The sequence below is a fragment of the Actinopolyspora lacussalsi genome (assembly GCA_030803735.1).
Taxonomy (GTDB): domain Bacteria; phylum Actinomycetota; class Actinomycetes; order Mycobacteriales; family Pseudonocardiaceae; genus Actinopolyspora; species Actinopolyspora lacussalsi.
This window is the reverse complement of the sequence record JAURUC010000001.1, coordinates 3,054,186-3,068,442: the sequence shown is the minus strand read 5'-3', so window position 1 is coordinate 3,068,442 and position 14,257 is coordinate 3,054,186. Positions and strand designations below refer to the sequence as shown.

The 14,257-nt window shown below is 66.0% G+C and carries 12 protein-coding genes and 1 pseudogene; 6 read left to right on the top strand and 7 right to left on the bottom strand.

The window, feature by feature from the left end; all coding sequences use genetic code 11:
- Positions 1–125: 125 nt before the first annotated feature.
- From J2S53_RS13625 to J2S53_RS13615, 3 genes are all read right to left on the bottom strand, one after another.
- Positions 126–542, bottom strand: a complete 417-nt coding sequence (locus J2S53_RS13625) for a nuclear transport factor 2 family protein (protein WP_456241271.1) — start codon at positions 540–542, stop codon at positions 126–128.
- A gap of 123 nt (positions 543–665) precedes the next feature.
- Positions 666–1,418: an SDR family NAD(P)-dependent oxidoreductase gene (locus J2S53_RS13620; RefSeq protein ID WP_456241270.1), complete on the bottom strand. Its 753-nt coding sequence runs from the start codon at positions 1,416–1,418 to the stop codon at positions 666–668.
- 100 nt (positions 1,419–1,518) lie between these two features.
- On the bottom strand, positions 1,519–1,950 hold the full coding sequence (locus J2S53_RS13615; RefSeq protein ID WP_456241269.1) for an Rrf2 family transcriptional regulator: 432 nt from the start codon (positions 1,948–1,950) through the stop codon (positions 1,519–1,521).
- 242 nt (positions 1,951–2,192) lie between these two features.
- Here J2S53_RS13615 and J2S53_RS13610 point away from each other — a divergent pair, with 242 nt between their 5' ends.
- Complete coding sequence (locus J2S53_RS13610; RefSeq protein ID WP_456241268.1) at positions 2,193–3,380, top strand: dipeptidase; 1,188 nt, start codon at positions 2,193–2,195, stop codon at positions 3,378–3,380.
- A 125-nt stretch (positions 3,381–3,505) separates the two neighbouring features.
- On the opposite strand, the gene J2S53_RS13605 is transcribed toward J2S53_RS13610, so the two are convergent.
- Together J2S53_RS13605 and J2S53_RS13600 are read right to left on the bottom strand one after the other, a co-directional pair.
- A complete protein-coding gene (locus J2S53_RS13605; protein ID WP_456241267.1) occupies positions 3,506–3,940 on the bottom strand; it encodes a hypothetical protein in 435 nt (144 codons plus the stop codon).
- Between the two features lie 45 nt (positions 3,941–3,985).
- Positions 3,986–4,438 (bottom strand): MerR family transcriptional regulator, encoded by a 453-nt coding sequence (locus J2S53_RS13600; RefSeq protein WP_456241266.1) that lies wholly within the window; start codon positions 4,436–4,438, stop codon positions 3,986–3,988.
- Between the two features lie 540 nt (positions 4,439–4,978).
- Here J2S53_RS13600 and J2S53_RS13595 point away from each other — a divergent pair.
- Positions 4,979–5,481: pseudogene (locus J2S53_RS13595) on the top strand (hypothetical protein).
- A 562-nt stretch (positions 5,482–6,043) separates the two neighbouring features.
- Positions 6,044–7,225: a sensor histidine kinase gene (locus J2S53_RS13590; protein WP_456241265.1), complete on the top strand. Its 1,182-nt coding sequence runs from the start codon at positions 6,044–6,046 to the stop codon at positions 7,223–7,225.
- Between the two features lie 62 nt (positions 7,226–7,287).
- Here J2S53_RS13590 and J2S53_RS13585 read toward each other — a convergent pair whose 3' ends face one another.
- Entirely contained in the window at positions 7,288–9,027 is a 1,740-nt protein-coding gene (locus J2S53_RS13585; protein WP_456241264.1) for a BTAD domain-containing putative transcriptional regulator, read from the bottom strand.
- Positions 9,028–9,457: 430 nt separating this feature from the next.
- On the opposite strand from J2S53_RS13585, the gene J2S53_RS13580 reads away from it, so the two are divergent.
- Genes J2S53_RS13580 through J2S53_RS13570 form a run of 3 tightly spaced genes read left to right on the top strand, consistent with a single transcriptional unit; the run spans position 9,458 to position 13,519 of the window.
- The gene (locus J2S53_RS13580) at positions 9,458–9,676 is read left to right on the top strand and encodes a hypothetical protein (protein ID WP_456241263.1); all 219 of its coding nucleotides are present in this window, start codon (positions 9,458–9,460) and stop codon (positions 9,674–9,676) included.
- Entirely contained in the window at positions 9,673–11,973 is a 2,301-nt protein-coding gene (locus J2S53_RS13575) for a TOMM precursor leader peptide-binding protein (protein WP_456241262.1), read from the top strand. The genes J2S53_RS13580 and J2S53_RS13575 overlap by 4 nt, the downstream gene beginning before the upstream one ends.
- A gap of 28 nt (positions 11,974–12,001) precedes the next feature.
- Positions 12,002–13,519, top strand: coding sequence for a SagB family peptide dehydrogenase (locus J2S53_RS13570; RefSeq protein WP_456241261.1), 1,518 nt, complete (start codon positions 12,002–12,004; stop codon positions 13,517–13,519).
- A 26-nt stretch (positions 13,520–13,545) separates the two neighbouring features.
- On the opposite strand, the gene J2S53_RS13565 is transcribed toward J2S53_RS13570, so the two are convergent.
- The gene (locus J2S53_RS13565) at positions 13,546–14,139 is read right to left on the bottom strand and encodes a response regulator transcription factor (RefSeq protein WP_198319611.1); all 594 of its coding nucleotides are present in this window, start codon (positions 14,137–14,139) and stop codon (positions 13,546–13,548) included.
- Positions 14,140–14,257: the final 118 nt, after the last annotated feature.

Here is a 14,257-nt window from a genome sequence, read left to right as displayed (position 1 = left end):
AGGTCGGTGTCGAGGAGTCCTCGCGGCCTGCGGCCATGAGCGGATCGGCGGGCCCGGCCGAACGGCGAGACCGTACGTGCCCGGCCGGGCCGCCCCGTGCCACGGAGTTCCCGAGCCCTCTCCGCTCAGCCAGCGGTGAACGCCTCGTGGACGGTCAGCGTGTCCTCGTGCAGGTGCATGCGGATGATCCGGCCGTCCTCGACCACCAGGTGCATGGCCACCGGTGTGGTGAACTCCTTGCCGGTGGACACGACGGTGTGCGTGAAGATCGCCAGCAGCATCACGTCACCACCGTCGACGATGACCCGATCCAGCACGACCTCGCTCCTGCCGGGCTCGAACTGCGGCCACATCGTGGTGAAGTACGGCGCGACCTCCTCCCGGCTGGTACGGGGTCCGGTCCAGGGCAGCTCGTCACTGCCGGGGACGTACCAGTCGATCTCCGCGGCGAACAGTTCCTGGATGCCTTCCGGGTCCTGCCTGCCGAGGCGCTCCACGAACTTCTCCGCCACGGCCCGCGAGGTCTGCGTGTCCGTTGCCATCGTCCTCGTCCTTCGTCCTGTCGTTCGCGTGTGGTGTGTCGGTCGGGCCGCGGCCCTGGAACCGGAAGTGCTCGCCGGTCAGCGGTCCGCCGAGCACAGGTGTTCCGTATCGCCGATCGGTGTCTAGAGCTGCGTGGCGCCGCCGTCGACGAGCAGTTCCGCACCGGTGGTGAAGCTGCTCTGGTCCCCGGCCAGGTAGAGCGCGGTGGCGGCGACCTCCTCGGGACGACCGATCCGGCCGAGCGGGGTGATTGGGGTGGACTCGGCTTCGGTGGGCTGATCGCCGTGCGGGAAAGCGGCGCGCAGTTCGTCCCCGCCCGGGGTCTCGACATCGCCGGGAGTGAGGGTGTTGACGCGGATTCCGCGGTCCGCGAGCTCGGCGGCCCAGGTGCGGGCGAGGCTGCGGATCGCGGCCTTGGTCGCGGCGTAGACGCCCAGGCCCGGGGCGGCCCGCAGGGCCGCGCTGGAGGAGACCAGCATCACCGAGGCGCCCGTCGTCAGCAGCGGCAGTGCTTTCTGGACGGTGAAGACCGTGCCCTTGAGATTGATCGAGGTCGTGCGGTCGTACTCCTGCTCGGTGATGGTGCCGAGCGGAGCGTAGTCCCCGACCCCGGCGTTGGCCACCACGATGTCCAGTCGGCCGCTGCGGTCCGCGATCTCGGCGAAGAGCCGGTCGAGGTCGCCGTGGTCCGAGGCGTCGCTCTGGACGGCGATGCCTCGGGCGCCGACCCGCGCGACGGCGGCGTCCAGCTCGGCCTTGCGGCGGCCGGTGAGGTAGACGGTCGCGCCCTCGGCGGCGAAACGGCGGGCGATCGCCAGTCCGATGCCGCTGGATGCGCCGGTGACGAGGGCGCTCTTGTCGTCCAGCTGTCCCATGGGATTCTCCGATTCTTTGCTGTAACTATTTTTGTTACATCGATGATCGATGTTCGCGGCCGTGATTTCCCCAGGGTCAGGGAAAATCAACGGCCCGAGGTCAGGCGGCTTTCAAGACGTCCCGCAGTACGTCCTCCAACGTGGTCTTGGCCAGCTCCCCGCGCAGGGCGGCCTCCACCTCGTCGTACACGGCGGTCATCGCGGGCCCGATGCCGTTTCCCACGACGCACTCGGGGTTCGGCCTCGCGCGGTGCAAGGCGAAGATCGGTCCCGGATCGATCGCCTGGTAGACGTCGAGCAGGGTGATCGTCTCCAGGTCCCGCACGAGCATCCAGCCCGCCCCCGCTCCCCGCTGCGAATCGGCCAGGCCCGCCTTGCGCAGCTCGGCCAGCAGGCGGCGGATCACCACCGGGTTGGTGTTGACACTCGTCGCGATCTGTTCGGAGGTGGCGACCTCATGACCGCGCCGCTGATACAGCCCGATCCACGTCAGGGCGTGCGCCGCGACGGTCAGTCTGCTGTTGGCGCTCACGTCGGTCTCCACCTCCCCGCTCGACCCTAGTCGTAACACTAATCGTTACAACGGCATGCGGCAAGTCCCGCGAAGGACAGTCCTTGACCGGACCGGGTGCGTGCCCGGCTGCGGTCGAGAGCATCGCTCGGCCCGTCACCGCTGCCCGGAGGTCTCGTTCCGGGCCCCCAGTGCACTGCCGGTGCGTCCCCGCGCACGCGGGGATGGACCACGGATCGGTGAAAGCGCTACGGTTCGCGTTCGTGGCTCGGATCAAGCGCGGGTGGCTGCGGTGGACCGTCAGTGCGGGCTCGATCTTCGTGGTGCTCGCGGTGATCGCGTTCTTCGTGTTCGCGCCCGGGATCGTCGAGCGCCGCATGAACCAGGTCGTCGACACCCGCCTGCCCGCGGTCGACGCGTCCACGCGGGAGCTGCACGACTCGTTGCCGATCGTGGACATGCACGCCGACACGCTGATGTGGGATCGTGACCTGCTCGAGCGCTCCGACCGAGGGCACGTCGACCTGCCTCGGCTCGAGGAGGGCAACGTGGGTCTCCAGGTGTTCTCGTCGGTGTCGAAGTCCCCGAGGGGCCAGAACTACGAGTCCAACTCCGCCGACACCGACAACATCACCCCGCTGGCCATCGCCCAGCTGCAGCCACCGGCGACATGGACCTCGCTGCTCGAACGGTCGCTCTACCACGCCGAGAAGCTCAGCGACGCGGCCGCGCGTTCCGACGGTCGCCTGGTGCTGATCCGCACCCGAGCCGACCTCGACGAGCTGATCGCCGCCCGCGAAGCCGGTGAGCGGGTCACCGGCGCGCTCTTCTCCGTGGAGGGCCTGCACAATCTCGAGGGCGAGCAGGGCAACGTCGAGGTGTTGTTCGACGCCGGCATGCGGATGGCGAGCTTCGCCCACTTCTTCGACAACGAGGTCGTCGGCTCGATGCACGGTATCGACAAGGGCGGACTCACCGACCTGGGCCGCCGGGTGTTCGACGAGCTGGAACAACGGGGGGTCATCGTCGACATCGCGCACTCCAGCCATCGCGCGGTGGCCGAGATGCTCGACCGTGCCACGAAACCCGTGGTGTACAGCCACGGCGGTGTACAGGCCACCTGCGACGTCAACCGCAACCTGACCGACGAGGAGATCCGCGGCGTGGCGCGTACCGGCGGAGTCGTCGGCATCGGCTACTGGGATGCCGCCGTCTGCGACACCACACCCGCCGCCGTGGTCGACGCCATCGAGCACGTCATCGACGTCGGCGGCATCGAGACGGCCGCGCTGGGCAGCGACTACGACGGGTCCACAACGGTCGGCTGGGACACCAGCGACATCGCGGTGATCACGCGGGAACTGCGTGAACGCGGGCATTCCGAAGCCGACATCGCCGCGATCATGGGCGGCAACACAATCCGGGTCATGCGCGAGGTGCTGCCCGACTGAGTACTTCGCCAAAAGTCTCGCCGTAGAAATCCAGGGCGGTACCGGATTCGTGCGGCGCCGGAAGCTTCAGCGTGTGCCGATGAGCATGTCGCGGCGATATCTATCCGATGCGCCACTTCGGGGAATCAGCTTGTGCGTCGACGTCGTAGACGTTGGGCCCGCTGGACCAGGTCGATGATCTCCTCGTCGTCCGAGGGTGGGTGCCCTTCTTCGTCGCAGCAGGGTGGTTTCGTCCGCGTTCGCGCGGACGGGGTTTCGATCCCGGCCAGGGAGTACAGGTGCCGGTAGACGTCGATGCCGGGGTCGCTGTCGTCGTGGGTCCCGATGAGAACGATTGTGGCGTGTTCGGCGCTGTGGAACGCGACGATCACGCGCAGCGGGCCGGTGAGGTGCCGTACGCGGAGTCGTTCGACGAGATCGCCGGTCAAGCGGTATTGGAGCCCACGGCAACCGTCCCGTTTGAGTTCCTCCAACCACTGCTCGAAGTGTTTCGCGTGTTTGTTGCGAAGCATCTTTCGCTGCTGCTGAGCAGTGCTGGTGATTTCGACGTCAACGGTCACGCGGTGATGATCTCAACACCACCGGTAGTCATTGATAACTGTCGGTCATGCTTTGTGCACGTCGCCGCGACGCATCTCCGCCAGGCTGTCGGCCAGGTCCTCCCGGTCGAGGACTGCCTGGTCGCTGAGCTTCCACCACACCGCGTCGAGCAGATCTGCTCGTTTGCCGTTGGCGCGTAACTCGCGCACGATGTGCAGCACCTCGTGCAGCCGTTCGGGGTCCAGCAGTCGCCGGGTGCTGGCCGTGTCGGCCTCGGTGAGCACACCTTCCTCGGTCCAACTCCTGATCGTTTTCTCGTCGAGGTCGAGCAGCTCACTGGCCAGGGAGACACGAACCGGCTTGATGCCCGCGAGCGTGCGTCGTGCCACGGAGCGCAAGCGGTCGAGCTGGGTGGGGTCCAGCTGCGCCGAGGCCTGCTCGGCGACCTCTTCGAGCTCTTCGACCCGCCGGAACTGGTCGAAGAGCTCGTCGCGCTCACGCTGTTTGGTCGTGGTCACGGCACACCTCCCACAGCCGAACCAACACCTTGCAGTCCCGAGAATAACCCAAAAAATCGGGAATGACACCTCGGCGGTATGGCGGGGTGCATCACATGCCCAATCGATACCGACTTCGAGGCCCTTACGTGAGCACGACGTGTAGGAGCGGTGCTGAGCGGCCTGTTCCAGGGTGACGTCCCGCCGGAGGCCGACTTCGTCGTCCTCACGAGGCTGGCCTCGCGTGCACGGGGCCAGCCTCGTGAGCCTCGACCCGGTCGAACACGCGTACGATCCATCCCCGCGTGCGCGGGGCCTACTCACTGCGCTGGGATTCTAGCGGCGTGAGCGCGCTGTGAGAACCACTTCGTTCAGTCCTCCTCCGGTCGTTTGTTCAAAGCGACGAACTCTGGGTGTTCGCTTTCACGGCGGCGAAGGTGGCTCGCTATCAGTCCAGTGCGCTGGCGAAATTCGGTGACGTCTCGGCGGCGAGGAGTGTCTACGCTGCCGTCGTTCCGTCGATGGCGGCTCCCAAGCCCCAGGCGCTCGCGAAGGTCGAGCATGCGTTACTACTGGCACGGGCAGCTCATCAGGACGGAGCTAGCTATCACGGGACACCGGGGTCTCCCCGGCGATACGGAACGAGTCGTGGACACCGCGCTCCGCGATGAGATAGCGAGGACTCCCGAGGTGTCGGGCTGAGTTGCCTGGCGGACGGCGCCGACAGCCTCTTCGCCCGGGCTGTGCTCGATCACGGGGGATAGCTCGTGGTCATCGTGCCCGCGGCTCAGTACCGGGAGGGGCTTCCCGCGGAGCATCACCCGATCTACGACGCCCTCATGGCACGTGCTTCGGACGTGGTGCGGCTCAACCACGTGGAATCGACCTCGCGGTCCCACATGGACGCCAGCCTCGAAATGATCGACCGTGCCGACCGGCTGATCTCGGTGTGGGACTGTGAACCGGCACGGGGCTACGGCGGGACCGCCGACATCGTGGCGGCGGCGGAGGACCGTGCACTGCCGACCACCGTGATCTCGCCGGAGGGCGCCCGCCGTGACTGATCCCGAGCACGCGCGAGTGACCCGGTGTGGGATGCCCTGGGACGGCGTGTGCGGACAGACGGCCGAAAACGGCGTTTCGTGTCCCGCGCCGGAAAGTAAGCTCCGAATCGCCGTGATGCGGCGGGCTTTGCCGGGGTTCTTTGTTTGTCAGCGAGAGAGCCGGTCGGAATTCTTCAACGCCTGCCAAGTTGATCCTTCATTCGGCGTAGCTCCCGCGCGCGGGGCCTAACGGCCCCGTCGTAACTACCGCGCACGCCTGCCGAGGACGAAGCGGTGGCGTTGTAGCAGCCCAGTATCGGCGGCCCAAAACCGGAGTTATGCGCTGACTTACTCCTGGATTGGTCGTAATGGTGGTACCGAACGAACTCGTCGTGCCGATCGACCGTTGAATCCGTTCATAGCGTGGTTCGTCGATCCGAAGACGGCTTTGCTCGATCGTGCGCGTGCTGTAGCTTCGCCAGCAGGAATCCCGCGTTCCTTGCTCTGGGGGTGCCAGCGTCCTGCGTGCCGCAGGAGCACGTTTTTGAGCTGATGATTCAGTATCAACGAGTGAGAGGATATGGTGGCTGCATCGAGTGTCGACGGATCCACCTCGGATGACGTGGTCTCGTACACCCGTTTCGCTCCCAGGATCGCCCGCCTGGTGGTGAGCACGGTTTTCTGCGCGATCTGCCTGGTGGGCTTCCTGCACGTCCTGATGATGCCCGTGGGCGTGACCGGAGTCGTTCTCTCGTTCTCGTACATGGTGGCGCTGCTGATGCTGCAACTACTGTACTTCGGGCGGGAGACGCCGTGGTTCCGGCGGCCGTGGAGCTTGCTGGCACTGCTGCTCCAGGCCGGGCTGGTGTACCTGCCGATACTGCAGTTTCAGCAGGCCTGGGTCGGTATGCCCGGCTTCCTCGCGGGAAGCGTCCTGCTGACCCTGACTCCCGCCGTGGCCTGGCCCGTCTTCGCGCTGGTCGTGATGAGCATGGGGGTGGCACAGTCGCAGTTCGGGGGGACTTATGTGGACATCGCCTACACCTCGGTCTCCACCGTGATCACCGGGTTGGTGGTGTACGGACTGTCCCGGCTGGCGGGTCTGGTTCGTGAGATCCACGAGGTTCGGACCGAGCTCGCGGAGATGGCGGTGGCGCAGGAGAGACTGCGCTTCGCCCGGGACCTGCATGATCTGTTGGGCTACAGTCTCTCGACGATCACTTTGAAGACCGAGCTGACCCACCGGTTGGTGAACCGTCAGCCCGCGCGTGCCAAGGAGGAGCTCGGGGAGATCCTGGAGATCTCGCGCCGTGCGTTGGTCGACGTGCGTTCGGTGGCGAGCGGCTACCGTGAGCTGTCCCTGGACGAAGAGTGCCGCTCCGTGCACTCGGTACTCACCGCGGCGGGAGTTCAGGTGCGAATCAACCAGGAATACGAGGATCTGCCGATCCGGGTCAGCACGGTTCTGGCGACCGTGTTGCGGGAAGCGGCGACCAACGTCCTCCGCCACAGTCGGGCCAGGAACTGTGAGGTAACCGTCGGTTGTGCCGGAGACAACGCTTTCGTCGAAATGATCAATGATGGTGTGACCGCCGTGTCGTCGGATCGGGATTTCGGCAGCGGAAACGGACTGGAAAACCTTACTCATCGACTCGGTCAGCTCAGTGGCGAACTCGGCTACGAAATTGACTCCGGAAACCGTTTCCGGCTGTACGCCTACGCCCCCCTGCGGGTCCCGGACGAAGACGAGCGTGTCGTCGCTTGACCCGCGAGCCGAGCGGAAAGTGCCCTCGAGCGGACGTGCTTCGTTCGGCGACGGCACGGCTGTCACACACCGGAGCGCACGGTCGTCCGCCAGTCGTCGGGAAAGCCGTTGACCGCGACATTGGAAACACGTGTGCGCACCGGCTCCGGTAACTCCGCATGCGCTCGTTCTTTGGCGTACAGACCGACCAGCTCGTGCATGTGGTAGTGGATGTGCTCTTCGTCGTCGATGCCCGTGATGTCCACCAGGCGCTGGTCAACCAGCTGGTCCAGCAGTCTCTCCGCGTGTGAGGGGGCACAGTCGGCCAGTTGTGCCGCGGGACGTGTGTCGAAATCGGACATGCCGACCAGCCCCAGGGCGCACCACAGCATTCGGGGCTCCGCCGACAGGGCGTGGGTGTTGGCCGATAACCGGGCGCGCAGGTCGAGCGTTCCGTACGAGAACATGTCCAGCCGGCGGAACGGATGGCCCAGCCGCTGGGCGAAGTGCGCCAGGCCGACGTTCGGCCGCCCGACCAGCCGGGCACCGGCGGCTCTGACCGCCAACGGCAACCGGCCCGCTGCCGCTACTATCTTTCTCGCGCTGCCGAGTTCCGCCTCCACTCGTCCGGACCCGATGATACGGCCGAGCAGCGTCAGCGCTTCCTGTTCGGAGAACGTCTCCACCTCGATCGGGACGCTACCCGGCAGATCGGTGAGATTGGACCGCGTGGTAACGATCACCGCGGTTCTCGGGCCACTGGGTAGTAGTCGCTCGATCTGGGCGGAGTTCACCGCGTCGTCGAGCACGACGAGCATCCGGCGTTCGGCCACGAGGCTCCGGTACAGGGACGCACAGGCGTGCGTGTCCTCTGGGATCTCGGCGGCGGGAACGCCGAGTGCGCGCAGGAAACCCCGCAGGATTTCGGCGGTCCTCGCCAAGTCCCCGGGGGTATCGCCGAGGTCGGCGTAGAGCTGCCCGCCCGGGAAATGGTCACGCACCCGATGGGCGGTGTGCACGGCCAGCGCCGTCTTGCCCGCTCCTCTGCGGCCGAGCAGAGTGAACATACGGGCGTTGTCGGACTCGGGGACGGCGGGGCTACCGCTGTCGGTGAGCAATCGGGTGAGCTCGGTGATCTGGTCCTGTCGCCCGACGAAATCGGTGATGTCGCCGGGCAGCAGAGCGGGAACGCGGCTCGGGGCCGCATCGGTTCTCACCGGTTCATCGGCCAGAATGCCGTGGTGCAGTTCCTGCAATGTCGAGCTGGGCTCCAGCCCCAGTTCGGAGACCATCTTGTTGCGGCAGTCCTGGTAGGCCGCCAGCGCCTCGGCGCGGCGATCACTGTCTCGCAGCGCGCGCATGAGCTGTGCCCGGAACCGTTCACGCAACGGATGCAGCCACACCAGCGCCGTCAGTTCGTCGACGAGCTCGGCGCTCATTCCCGAGGAAAGCTCGAGATTGAAGCATTCTTCCAGGGCTGTCAGCCTGCGCTCCTCCCAGGACGCTGCCACGGAATGCAGCAGGGGGGAGGAGATCTCGGCCAGCACCGGGCCGCGGAACAGTCGCAGCGCCTCACGGTAACGTGTGGCCGCCAGCGCTGATCCTCCCTCCGAGGCGATGGACCTGGCCTCTCGGGCGAGTCGTTCGAAGAGGGTGGTGTCCACATGGTCCGGATCGACGCGCAGCGCGTATCCGGAGGGTGTGGTCTCGATGGGGTCCTGCGGAGCGCCCGCCAGCACGAACATGCGGCGTAGCCGCCAGATGCAGGTCTGAATCTGCTCGGCCGCGGTTCTCGGTGGGTTGCCGTTCCACACCACTTCCACGAGCCACTCCACCGAAACGGCTCGGTTCGCTTCGGCGAGCAATGCGGCGAGAACGGTCCGTTGTCGGTTCTTCCCAACTTTGATCGGTGTTCCTCGGAGTGAGACATCCAGTGGTCCAAGTACGCGAAAAAACATGACCGTCTCTATTCCTGCGAGGCATTAAAGTGCTTTCAGGAAAAATGAGAACGACTTCGTTCTCCCTGTTTCCCCAGTGCACTGCGTATCGTGCTCGATGAGCTCCTTCGAGTAAAGTGCGAGTGTCACGAGGGTCCGATGAAAAGTGGGATCTCGTGGTATGAGGATCTCATAGTGCGCGGTTGTGAGGAACGCATGTTTAATCGGTGACGCACGCCCTCGTGGTGGGGGAGAACCAGGCGCAGAATGGTAAACGTACCACAGCGATATTCCCTTCTTCCCGGATGGAGCGCTCATGGCTTCCACGGTGTCCGAGCGGATAACGTCGTTCTGCGCATCGCTGAACCTCGCAGGTGATCAGGCGGTCGCTGCCCGTACGGGGCTGGTGATCGACGAGCTCGACGGCTGGACGAATCCCGCCGATGCCCGGGTGTCACCCACCACGGTCTCCTGGGCCGGCGTTGCCGCCGCGACGGAGCCGGTGATGACGCGAATCGAGGCGGTGACTCGATGAATCCGACGGCCGAGAACTCGGGGCGACTGCTGGTCGGCTTCAAATCGTACCTACGTCTGGAGGTCGTCAGCGGAGACGCCGCTTATGTCTTTTCCGAACGTGGTGTGACGGCGTTGGAGGGATCGGGTATGGAGCTGATAGCTCCGATGCTGGACGGTACCCGGAATCTGGAGGATCTGTATCGCGATCTTCCCGAAGGTGTCACGTCACAGCAGGCCGGTAGTTTGCTCATCCAACTGGCCGAAGCGAATCTGCTGGAGCTGCGGGACCCGGTACGGGTCAGCAGCGGGAATGCCGCCGAGCGCGCGTACTGGGAAACAGCGGGGCTCGACGCGGACACGGTACGTTCGGAGACCATCGGTGCCACGGTGGGTTTGATCGCGCTCGGCGATGTTGACGAGGACAGTGCGAGGCAGGCTCTGACCGGCGCCGGACTGCGGGTCCGAACTGCGGACACGGCGGCCGCGCCGCACGAATCGACGCTGCTGTCCGTGGTGCTCTGCGATGACTACCTGCGTGTCGATCTCGGGGAAGTGGACGCCCGACACCGGGCGACGAACAAGCCGTGGTTGCTGGCCAAACCGGTTGGCGCGCAGTTGTGGGTCGGGCCGGTTTTCGATCCGTCCGAGTCCGAGCGGGCTTGCTGGCACTGCATGGCCACCAGGATCTGGGGGCATCGCCAGGCGGAGGCTCACGTGCAGGCCACGTTGCGGAAACAAGGGCCCGCGCATCGGGTCAGGGCTGCGATACCCGCGCTGACCGCTACCGGAATGCACCTGGTCGCTTTGGAAGCGAGCAAGTGGTTGGCCGGATATCGGTCCGCCGAACAACGCGGGGTGTGGACCCTGGACAGCCTCGACCTGGGGGCGAGGCACCACGATGTTCGGCCTCGGCCGCAGTGCCGTTCGTGCGGTGATCCGGACCTGGTGCGTAACCGGGCGTGGCATCCGGTGGAGGTTCGGAGCCGACGCAAGGCCGAGGGCACCGGTGGAGGATCACGCTCGCGCACGGCCCGGCAAACGCTCGACGACTACCGGCACCTGGTCAGCCCGGTCACCGGTGTGATCAAGGAGATCCGACAGGATCCGCGCGGTCCGGCTCTGTTCAACTCCTTTCGCAGTGGTCCCAACCTTGCCGTCGGAAACGGGGGAGTGGAGCGATTACGTACGGCGTTACGCACCGAGAACGGCGGTAAGGGGACCACCCCGTTGCATGCCGAGGTCAGCGCGCTGTGCGAGGCGCTGGAACGGCATTGCGGATATTTCCACGGCGACGAGGAACGTGTCCGGGGCAGTTTCCGCGCACTGTCGGACAGGGCGATCCATCCCGACACCTGCCAGCTTTTCGACGAGCGGCAGTACACCGGACGCGCGGAGTGGAACCGCCGGCACTCACCCTTCCAGTTCGTCTGCGATCCCTTCGACGAGGAAGCCGAGTTGGACTGGACGCCAGTGTGGTCGATGACCAGGAAGCAACACCGGTTGCTCCCGACGGGGATGTTGTACTTCGACGCACCGGGGTCGTCGTCGGTGCGTGCGGATTCGAACGGGAACGCGGCCGGTAGCAGCGTCGAGGACGCGGTGCTGCAGGGCCTGCTGGAACTGGTGGAGCGGGACGCGGTCGCACTGTGGTGGTACAACCGCACCCGCGCGGCCGGGGTTGACCTGGACTCCTTCACCGATCCGTGGATCGACGAGGTACGCGCGGCCCACGCCGGGCTGGACCGTCAGCTGTGGGTACTGGACGTGACCTCCGATCTGGGGGTTCCGACCATGGTCGCGATCTCCCGGCGTACCGACAAACCCAGTGAGGACATCATGTTCGGGTTCGGTGCGCACCTCTCTCCCCAGGTGGCGCTGCACCGCTGCCTGACCGAACTGAACCAGTTGATGCCCACGATGATCGGTATCGACGATGACGGCGACTACGGCTGGAGCGACCCCGACGCGGTTCACTGGTGGCGCACCGCGACGGTCCACAACCAGCCCTACCTGCTGCCCGATCCGAAGCAGCGGCCGCGGACAGCCGCCGACCACGTCGCCGAGCAGGAGTCGGATCTCCTCGCCGAGCTGAGCCTGGTCCAGCGACGGTTGGAGGCGTCGGGCATGGAGCTGCTCGTGCTCGACCAGACCCGTCCCGATATAGGACTGCCGGTGGTCAAGACGATCGTGCCGGGACTGCGCAGTTTCTGGGCCAGGTTCGGCCCCGGACGACTCTACGACGTCCCGGTGCGCCTCGGTCGGGTCGCCGAGCCGACCCGCTACGAGGATCTGAACCCGCTACCGCTGTTTCTCTGACGAGCGACAGCCCGATGATGGAGCGATTATGTACCAGCAGGTCCACACCCGATCACCGGAGCGATTCAGGTTGTGGTCGTTGCGCGAGGACACGCTCGTCGAGGACAACGAGACTGACGAGGACAGCTTGGTTGTGTTCACTCGCTGGGGGGAGGTTTCGATACCGAACCCGGGAACACGGGTGAAGGAGTGGCTGCAACGCATGAGTCTGGGACCGGTGGCCCTGGAGAACATGCTGTCCCTGCGCACCATGAACGGCAGCAGACAACGCGGTGGTGCGGCGGAGGACGATCCGAACTACCCCGAACTCATGCGGGTGTTGGATCTGCTGTCGGGCTCGGTGGTGCACTCGCTGGCCATCGACGACTGCTCCGGACCGCTGTTGTCCGCGGTGCCGATCACGCACGACGCGTCGTTCGAATTCCCCCGGATCGAGAAACGGGACGAGTTCCGACTGTCCCGCTTCGTCGCCCTGCGCCCCTACCAGGGCGTGATGGTCCTGGAGTCCCCGCTGGCGGGGTACCGAGTGGTGCTGCATCGTCCGCGGGTGGCCGCGGCGATCGGCATGTTGGCGAGGCCCGCCGATATCGGCGAGCTGGCTTCCGGCGTGGGCTTCGACGAAACGACGGTACGTCAGCTCGTCGGCCACCTGGTCGCGGCCGGCATGGTGGTGGTCGGGACCAGGATCCCGGCAACCGCGGAGCCGGTGTTCGCGGAGGACTCCGACACCGGACTGACTCCGTGGTCACACCACGATCTGCTGTTCCACTCGCGGAGCGGAGCCGGTCATGACGACGCCGCGGTCGGCGCGGTCTTCGAACACAGTGACCTGCCGTCACCACCGGCGGTGCCCGCCAGGCCGCACGGCAGGCGGTTCCGGTTGAGCCGTCCGTCGTTGGAGCGGTTCACCGCGCACGACGCGTCGTTGACGGCGACGATGGAGCAGGCGAAGTCCTATCGGTGCTTCGGTAGTGCACCGGTGAGTGTCGACCAGCTCGGTGAACTGCTGTACCGCTGCGCCAGGATCCGGTCGGTGTGGACCCTGGCCGGCCCGGGGGGAGAACAGTACGAGAGCACCGACCGCCCGTATCCCGCCATGGGCGGCACGCACGCGCTGGAGCTCTACCTGACCCTGGACCGCTGCTCGGGACTGCCGCGCGGTATCTATCATTACGATCCGAGCGATCACTCGGTGACATTGATCGAGACGCCGGGGGAACGCATGGGGAACTTGCTGGACAGCGCGCGGATGTCCGGTGGAATGGCCCAGCGCCCCTCGGCACTGATCACGATGACTGTGCGAATCCTGCGAGTGTCCTGGCTTTACAGTGGGATCGCTTACGCGATGGCGTTGAAACAGGTGGGGCTGCTCCAGCAGACGCTGCACCTCGTCACCACCGCGATGCGGCTCGCGCCGTGTGCGCTGGTCAGCTCCAACGGTGCCGTGGCAGCCGAGGCATTCCGGCTGAACTGGCCTGCTGAGGTCAGTGTCGGTGAGTTCGTCCTCGGCACCCTGCCGGATGAGCGGACCACCGCTGCCGTCTAGAGTTCCGGCCGCTCACGGTGTACCCGCTACAGCCAGCCGGACTCCCTGGCGATTCGTACGGCGTCGAGCCGGTTGCGCGCGTTGAGCTTGCTCGCGATGGTGGTGAGGTAGTTGCGCACCGTTCCGGCGGTCAGAAACAGGGTGCTGGCGATCTCCACTACGTCGGCGCCGTCCGCGGCCAGCCGCAGCACTTCGGTTTCCCGCGTGGTCAGCGGGCACTCCACGGTGTCGAACGCCGCCAGTGCCAGTTGGCTGTCCACCACCCGATTTCCCGCGGCCACACTCCGAATGGCGTCGGTCAGCTCCGTCGGTGGGGCGTCCTTGAGGATGAAACCGCCCACCTTGGTCGACAGCGCTCGGCGAAGCGTCGCCGCCCGCCCGAGACCGGTGAGCATGAGAGTGCGAATCTCGGGGAGTTGCTCGTGGATCTCGGCTGCGGCGGTCAGCCCGTCCTTGCCCGGCAGATCGATGTCGAGCACCGCGACGTTCGGGCGGTGTTCGTGAGCGGTCGGCAGCACTTCGTCACCGGAGACGATCTCGGCCACCACGTCGATGTCCGGTTCCGTCTTGAGTAGAGCGACCAGAGCGCCGCGGAGCATGTGCATGTCCTCGGCGAGCATAGCCGTGATCACGGAACCTCCCTCGAAGCGGCCGCGTACCCCTGCCGGAATTGTACGGTTCGTGCTCACAGTACTTCACAGCATGTCGTGCTACCTCCACTGGACGTAGCAATGCGAG